Source organism: uncultured Aquincola sp. (genome assembly GCF_964001545.1).
Classification (GTDB): domain Bacteria; phylum Pseudomonadota; class Gammaproteobacteria; order Burkholderiales; family Burkholderiaceae_C; genus Aquincola.
The window spans coordinates 1-7,479 of record NZ_CAXFDV010000760.1 but is presented as its reverse complement, the minus strand read 5'-3'; the positions used below and the strand labels follow the sequence as shown (position 1 = coordinate 7,479).

The window sequence follows — 7,479 nt, the reverse complement described above, 5'->3', positions numbered from 1 at the left end:
GGGCGCTCGCGGCTCATCGGCCTGGTGGTGGCCGACATCACCAACCCGTTTTCGGTGGCGGTGCTGCGCGGCGCCGAGAAAGCCTGCCAGCAGGCCGGCTACCTGGTGATGCTGTTCAACCTGGGCAACCAGAGTGAGCGTGAGCGTGAAGGCATCGAGGCGCTGGCCTCCTACCAGGTGGAAGGCTTCATTCTCAACACGCTGGGCGCCGACCCCATGGCCGCGGGCGAGGTGGCCCGCCACGGCAAACCCGCGGTGTTGGTGGACCGCCGGCCGCCGGGCATGAAGGCCGACTTCGTGTCCCTGGACAACGCCGATGCGGTGCGCCAGGCCGCCGGCCATCTGCTGGCCAACGGCTGGCGCGAGATGCTCTACGTCACCGAGCCCATCAAGGGCGTCAGCTCCCGCGTGGAGCGTGAGGCCGCCTTCCGCGCCTTCATCGCCGAGCAGGGCCGCGCCGCCAACGGCCACACGCTGGAAGCCGCAGAAGGAGAAGAAGCCGCCCTCGTGCAGGCCCTGAAGGACTGGCGCAAACGCTCCGGCCGCAAGCCGGTGGCGGTGATCGCCAGCAACGCGGTGGTGACGCTGCGCGTGGCCAGCGCGGTGGCGCAGCTGGGCTGGCAGTTCGGCAACGACCTGGGCTTCGTCGGCTTCGACGACACCGACTGGGCGCCGCTGATCGGCCCCGGCCTGTCCACCATCGCCCAGCCCACCGACGACCTGGGCCACGTGGCCGCCAGCTGCCTGCTGGAACGCTTGCAGGGCCGCCAGCTGCCGGCGCGGCAGATCCTGCTGCCGGGCAAGCTGGTGGTGCGGGGTTCGTCACAGGCCGCGGGTTAGGCTCGGGCGCATGCCCACCGCCCCGATCCGCCCCGAGCGCCTGACGGCTCAGCTGCCGGGCGAGTTCGTCGTGTTCCTGATCGGCATGCGCCTGAACCAGCCGTGGCGCGTGCACAAATGGTGGCCGGTGGCCTCTGCCATGCCGCGCATGGTCAGCGAGCTGGCGCGCCAGCCCGAGCTGGGCTTTTTGCATGCCGAGTCGTGGTTCGGCCGCACCACGCTGATGCTGCAGTACTGGCGCAGCCTCGACCAGCTGCTGGCCTACGCCCGCAACAAGAACGCCGAGCACCTGCCGGCCTGGCGCGCCTTCAACCGTGCGGTGGGCACCGATGGTTCGGTGGGCATCTGGCACGAGACCTATGTGGCCCGCGAAGGCACGCACGAGAACGTGTACGTGAACATGCCGCCCTTCGGCCTGGGGCGTGCCGGGCAGTTGCTGCCGGCCAGTGGCGGGCGGCAATCGGCCTCGCAGCGGCTTGGCAGGTGACCCTAGAATGCGAGTGATTCGCATTCGCTCGCATGGCCGTTCCCCCGTCCGCCCTCCATCACCAGGTTCACACGCTGTATGCCGAGCACCATGGCTGGCTGCAGGGCTGGATGCGGCGGCGCCTGGGTTGCGGCCACCGCGCGGCCGACCTGGCGCATGACACCTTCGTGCGCCTGCTGGCCCGTGAAGAGCCGATGGCGCTGCAGGAGCCGCGCGCCTTCTTGACGACCGTGGCGCAGCGGGTGCTGGGCAACCACTGGCGGCGCGAGCAGCTCGAACGCGCCTACCTGGAGGCGCTGGCCTCGCACCCGGAGATCGTCGCGCCCTCGCCCGAAGAGCGGGCCATCCTGCTGGAAACGCTGCTGGAGATCGACCGCCTGCTCGACGGCCTGCCCGCCGTGGTGCGCCGCGCCTTCCTGATGGCGCAGCTGGACGGCCGGCCCCTGGCCGAGATCGGCGCCGAGCTGGGGCTGTCGCTGGCCACCGTCAAGCGCTACTTGCAGCGCGCGGGCGCACGCTGCTTTTTCGCGCTGCGCTGATGGAAGCGGCCGAGCTGCCCATTCCGCCGGCCGTGGCGCGCCGCGCCGTGGCCTGGTGGGTGGACCTGCAGGCCGATGCGGCCGACGAGGCCCTGCGCCAGCGCTGGCAGCGCTGGCTGGCGCGCGACGACCTGCACCGCCTCGCCTGGGCCCGGCTGGAAGCGGTGGGCGCCCGCCTGAACCAGCGTGTGCACGCCGACCTGGCCGATGTGCCCGGTGCCGCCGCGCTGGTGCAGGGCACGCTGGCAGGGGCGGCGGTTGCGCGGCGGCGTGCGATCCGGGGTTCTCTGGGCGGCGCATTGCTGGCCGCACTGGGCGGCGGCGCGGCCTGGGCGCTGCACGACGACCCGGCGCTGCAGGCCCGGCTGGCCGACCTGGGCACCGGCGTGGGCGAGCGCCGGCACACGGTGCTGGCCGACGGCACGCGGCTGGCGCTCAACAGCGGCAGCGCCGTCGACCTGCGCTTCGGTGCCACCGAGCGCCGCCTGCTGCTGCGCCGCGGCGAGCTGCTGCTGGACACCGGGCCCGACGCCGCGGGCCGCCCCTTCGTGCTGCAAACCGCCGCCGGCGAGCTGCGTCCGCGGGGTACCCGCTGGCGCGTGCGTGAGCACGGCGCGCAGGTGGCCGTGGCGGTGCATGCCGGCGCGGTGGATGTGCATCCCGCCGCGGGCGCGGTGCAGCGCCTGCAGGTCGGTCAACAGGCGCGCTTCGATGCCCGCGGCATGCAGCCGGCCCAGCCCGCCGACCTCGACGCCGCTGCCTGGGCCGACGACATGCTGGTGGCCAGCGGCCTGCGGCTGGACGCCTTTCTGGCCGAGCTCGGCCGCCACCGCCGCGGCCGGCTCGATTGCACGCCGCAGGCGGCGGCGCTGCGCGTGTCGGGCAGCTACCCGCTGGCCGATCCGGACCGCCTGCTGGCCATGCTGCCGGTGGTGCTGCCGGTGCGCGCCGTCTGGCGCACCCGCTGGTGGCTCACGCTCGAGATGAAAACCTGAGCCTTTGGCGGTTCTCGCGTGACAAGCAGGAAGAACCCCCTGTTGTCCGAGAGGAACCCCATGCATCTGATGCCCCACCGCCCGCGCCGGCCCCTGGCCCGGTTCACCCTTCATGCGGCGCTGGCCTGCACGCTGCCGCTGTCGCCCGTGCTGCTGGCCGCACTGGTGCCCGCGGCCCAGGCCGCCAGCATCGCGTACGACATCCCGCCCGGCCCGCTGGAGCCGGCGCTCAACCGCTTCGGCCGCGAAGCGGGCATCCTGCTGTCGTTCTCCAGCGATCTGGTGGCCGGCCTGCGCAGCCCCGGCCTGCGCGGCCCGCATGAGGTGGGCGCGGCATTGGAGCAGCTGCTGCAGGGCACCGGCCTGCAGGCCCGGCCGCAACCGCAGGGCGGTTGGGCGCTGGTGCGTGGCGGCCAGGCGGCCAACGCCAGCGCCGGCGCCGCCGTGGTGTCGGCCTTGCCGGCCGTCACCGCGCGGGCCGCCGCCGAGTCCGCCACCGGCCCGGTGGCCGGCTACGTGGCGCGCCGCAGCGCCACCGCCAGCAAGACCGACACCGCGCTGGCCGACACGCCGCAGTCGGTGTCGGTGGTCACCGCCGAACGCATCGAGGCCATGGGCGCCACCCGGCTGCAGGACGTGCTGGCCTACACGCCCGGCGTGGACGCCAGCATCTACGGCGACGACTCGCGCTACGACTGGATCGCGGTGCGCGGCTTCGAGACCTTGTCGCCCGGCTACTACCTCGATGGCCTGCAGTTGCGCAACAACGCCTGGTGGGCCGTGTGGCAGACCGAGAACTACGGCGTCGAACGCATCGAGATCCAGCGCGGCCCGGCCTCGGTGCTGTGGGGCCAGAACGGGCCCGGCGGCATGGTCAACCTGGTGAGCAAGCAGCCCGGCCCCGGGCTGCTGCAGGAGCTGCGCATGACGCTGGGCGGCGACGCGCGGCGCGAGCTGGCCGCCGACCTGTCGGGCGCCTTCGGCGAAGCAGGGGCCGCGCAGTGGCGTCTGGTGGGCCTGGCGCGCGACGCCGAGCTGCCCGCCGGCGGCATGGCCAACGACCGCCAGTACCTGGCGCCTTCGCTCACGCTGCAGCTGGGGCCCGACACGCGGCTCACGCTGCGGTCGCAGCTGCTGCGCACGCGGGCCGGCGTGTACGTGCGGGTGCTGCCTGAATCGGGCACGCTGGTGCCCACGCCCGCCGGCACGCGCCTGCCCGCCACGCTGCTGGCCGGTGAGCCGGGCTTCAACCGCTTCGACCAGGACCAGGCCATGCTGGGCTATGAGCTGACGCACCGGCTCAGCGACCGCTGGACCTTCTCGCAAAGCCTGCGCTGGGCCCGGCTGGACGCCGACATGCGCCAGGTCTACCAGACCGGCTACCTCGACCCCGCCCCCGCCAACCCGCAAGACCCGGCCGCCTGGCGGCTGCTGGGCCGGTCGGTCACCACCAGCCGCGAGAAGATCCATGCCCTGGTGGTGGACAACCGCCTGCAAGGCGAGCTGGCGTTCGGCGCCTGGCGGCACACGCTGCTGGCCGGCTTCGACCTGCAGCGCAGCCGGGTCGACCAGCTGAGCGTGTTCGGCGGCACCGTCTCCCCGCTCGACGTGCTGGCGCCGGTGTATGGCGGTGCCGTGGTGCCGGGCGATCCGGCCGTCGACTCGCACACCGTGCTGGCACAAACCGGCCTGTACCTGCAAGACCAGATCCGCCAGGGCCCGTGGGTGATGACGCTGGGCGCCCGCCACGACCGCGCGGGCGTGGACACCGACGACCACCTGGCCGACGCCAGCAGCCGCCAGCGCGACCACCACACCGGCGTGCGCGCCGGCATCGTCTACCGCGCGGCCGACGGCTGGTCGCCGTATGCCAGCTACGCCAGCTCCTTCTCGCCTTCCACCACGCTCAACCCGGCCACGGGGCGGCCCTTCGACCCCGAGACCGGGCGCCAGCTGGAAGCCGGCCTGCGCCATGAGCCGGCCGGCCAGCGTGCGGTGTACAGCGCCGCCGTGTTCGAGCTGCAGCGCCGCAACTACGTGACCTACGACGCCTTGTTCGTGCCCTCGGCCCAGGGCGAGGTGACGGTGCGCGGCCTGGAGCTGGAAGCCGTGGCCGAGCCGCGCGCCGGCATGAACCTCACCGCCGCCTACGCCTTCACGCCCAAGGCCGACGTCACCCGCAGCGCCAACCCGGCCCAGGTGGGCAAGCAGGCCACCGCCGTGCCGCGCCACCGCCTGTCGCTGTGGGTGGACCAGCGCTTCGCCTCGGGCTTCAAGCTGGGCGTTGGCGCGCGCGTGGTGGGTTCGCACCACGGCATCGGCGAAACCGCGGTGCGCGACGTGCCCGGCTACACCCTGCTCGACGCCCTGCTGGGCTGGGAAGCAGGTGCATGGAGCGTGGCCCTCAACCTGTCCAACCTGACCGACAAGGACGTGCTCGTCAACTGCAGCAGCGGCAATTGCTACTACGGCAGCCAGCGCCGGGTGTCGCTGAGCGCGGCCTACCGGTTCTGAACGGTCGATTCACTCACTGCAGCCCGTCGACCTCTTCTCGCACCCGCGCCAGGGCCTTGCGCAGTTCGTCGGGCGCCACCGAGCCCAATGCCAGCCGCAAGGCATGCGGCACCGGCGCGGCCGCGGCAAACGGCTCGGCGGTGGACACCGAAATGCCGTCCTTCAGCAGCGCGGCGGCCACGCGGTCGGCGCGGGCGCCTTCGGGCAGCGGCAGCCACACGAAGTAAGACGATGGGTGCGTGCGCAGCCGCAGCCCGCGCAGCGCCTGCGCCGCCAGTTGCTGGCGCATCGCGGCATCGACGCGCTTGTCGGCTTCCAGCCGCGCCACCGTGCCATCGGCCAGCCAGCCCAGCGCGATGGCCGTCATCACGCCCGGCGTGTTCCAGGTGGTGGCGCGTATGGCCCGCTGCAGCCGCGGCACCCATTCCGCGGGCGCCGCCACCAAGCCCACCCGCAGCCCGGTGGCCACGCTCTTGGACAAGCCCGACACGTACACCGTGGCTTCGGGCAGCCAGGTGGCCAGCGGCGGCGGCGCTTCGGGCGCCAGATAGGCATAGGCCGCGTCCTCGATCACCAGCAGGCCATGGCGGCGCGCCAGGGCCGCGAGCTGGCGGCGGCGGGTGGCGCTCATCACCCAGCCCAGCGGGTTGTGCAGCGTGGGCATGGTGTACAGCGCACGCACCTGCCGGCGCCGGCACAGCGCCTCCAGCGCGTCCAGGTCCGGCCCCTGACCGGCCGCCGGTACCGCCAGCAGTTCCAGGTGCTGCTGCTCGGCCAGCACCTTGAAGCCCGGGTAGGTCAGCGCATCGGTCACCACCACGTCGCCCGGCTGCAGCAAGGCCATCACCGTGGCGGCCAGGCCGTGCTGCGCGCCATCCACGATCAACACCTGATCGCCAGGCACCTGCAGCCCGCGGTCTTGCAGGTGGCGGGCGATGGCGGCCCGCTCATGCGGTCGGCCGCCGTGCGGCTGGTAGCGCAGCAGCGCTTCCAGGTCGCCGGCGGCCGCCAGCTGGCGCAAGGCCTGGCGCAGCAGCTCGGCCTGGCCGGGCACGGTGGGGTAGTTGAAGTTCAGGTCCACCACGCCATCGGCCGCGGCCTGCTGGTCGATGCCCAGGCCGCGCGGCAAGCCCGCCTCGCGCACGAAGGTGCCGCGGCCGGTTTCGCCGCTCACCAGGCCCATGGCTTCCAGCTCCGCGTACACGCGGGTGGCCGTCACCAGCGCCAGGCCCTCGGCCGCGGCCAATGCGCGGTGCGTGGGCAGGCGGGTGCCGGGCGGCAGCCGACCCTGGCGGATGTCGGCGGCCAGGCGGTCCACCAGCGGCTTGTAGCGGGGCAGGGGCATGGCAGCAGCGTGTATCCATGACAATCGTTTGATCGTATCGGATGCCGCGCCTAGCATCCGCCGCATGCACACCGCCATCCTCACCTTCGAAGGCTTCAACGAGCTGGATTCGCTCATCGCGCTGGGCCTGCTGCGCCGCATCCAGCGCCCCGGCTGGCGGGTGACGCTGGCCACGCCCACGCCGCAGGTGCGGTCGATGAACGGCGTGGTGCTGCACGGCCAAAGCACGCTGGAAGAAGCCAGCCAGGCCGATGCGGTGATCGTGGGCAGCGGCCTGCTCACCCGGCAGGTGGTGGCCGATGCGGCATTGATGGCGCGCCTGCAGCTGGACCCCACGCGGCAACTGATCGGCGCCCAATGCTCCGGCGCGCTGGTGCTGGCGAAGCTGGGCCTGCTGCAAGGCGTGACGGCCTGCACCGACCTGACCACCAAACCCTGGGTGCAAGAGGCCGGCGTCAGCGTGCTCGACCAGCCTTTTTTCGCCCGCGGCAACGTGGCCACCGCCGGCGGCTGCCTGGCCGCGCAATACCTGGCCACCTGGGTCATCGCCCGCACCGAAGGCGTGGAAGCAGCAGCCCAGGCCATGCACTACGTGGCCCCGGTGGGCGAGAAGGACGAGTACGTGGCGCGCGCCCTGCGCAACGTGTCGCCCTACCTGGTCTAGCGATACGCCTGGTACGTCGCCGTCTCGAAGTTGACGTAGCCCATGAACGAGCCCGGGTCGCCGAAGGGCAGGATCTGGGTGGCCCAGAAGCCGCC

The 7,479-nt window shown here is 72.9% G+C and carries 7 protein-coding genes; 6 read left to right on the top strand and 1 reads right to left on the bottom strand.

Annotation, left to right across the window (positions count from 1 at the left end):
• The 5 genes from ABNT58_RS26645 to ABNT58_RS26625 all read left to right on the top strand — a co-directional run.
• The coding region (locus tag ABNT58_RS26645; protein WP_348756397.1) for a substrate-binding domain-containing protein at window positions 1-840 on the top strand (840 nt) is incomplete at its 5' end.
• Window positions 841-850: 10 nt separating this feature from the next.
• The gene (locus tag ABNT58_RS26640; RefSeq protein ID WP_348756396.1) at window positions 851-1,327 is read left to right on the top strand and encodes a DUF4188 domain-containing protein; all 477 of its coding nucleotides are present in this window, start codon (window positions 851-853) and stop codon (window positions 1,325-1,327) included.
• Window positions 1,328-1,359: 32 nt separating this feature from the next.
• Window positions 1,360-1,866 (top strand): sigma-70 family RNA polymerase sigma factor, encoded by a 507-nt coding sequence (locus ABNT58_RS26635; RefSeq protein WP_348756395.1) that lies wholly within the window; start codon window positions 1,360-1,362, stop codon window positions 1,864-1,866.
• Window positions 1,866-2,861: a FecR domain-containing protein gene (locus tag ABNT58_RS26630; protein WP_348756394.1), complete on the top strand. Its 996-nt coding sequence runs from the start codon at window positions 1,866-1,868 to the stop codon at window positions 2,859-2,861. Before ABNT58_RS26635 ends, ABNT58_RS26630 begins: the two co-directional genes overlap by 1 nt.
• 60 nt (window positions 2,862-2,921) lie before the next feature.
• Window positions 2,922-5,375 (top strand): TonB-dependent siderophore receptor, encoded by a 2,454-nt coding sequence (locus ABNT58_RS26625; protein ID WP_348756393.1) that lies wholly within the window; start codon window positions 2,922-2,924, stop codon window positions 5,373-5,375.
• Between the two features lie 13 nt (window positions 5,376-5,388).
• Here ABNT58_RS26625 and ABNT58_RS26620 read toward each other — a convergent pair whose 3' ends face one another.
• Window positions 5,389-6,720, bottom strand: coding sequence for a PLP-dependent aminotransferase family protein (locus tag ABNT58_RS26620; RefSeq protein ID WP_348756392.1), 1,332 nt, complete (start codon window positions 6,718-6,720; stop codon window positions 5,389-5,391).
• 64 nt (window positions 6,721-6,784) lie between these two features.
• Here ABNT58_RS26620 and ABNT58_RS26615 point away from each other — a divergent pair, with 64 nt between their 5' ends.
• Window positions 6,785-7,384, top strand: a complete 600-nt coding sequence (locus tag ABNT58_RS26615; RefSeq protein ID WP_348756391.1) for a DJ-1/PfpI family protein — start codon at window positions 6,785-6,787, stop codon at window positions 7,382-7,384.
• Window positions 7,385-7,479: the final 95 nt, after the last annotated feature.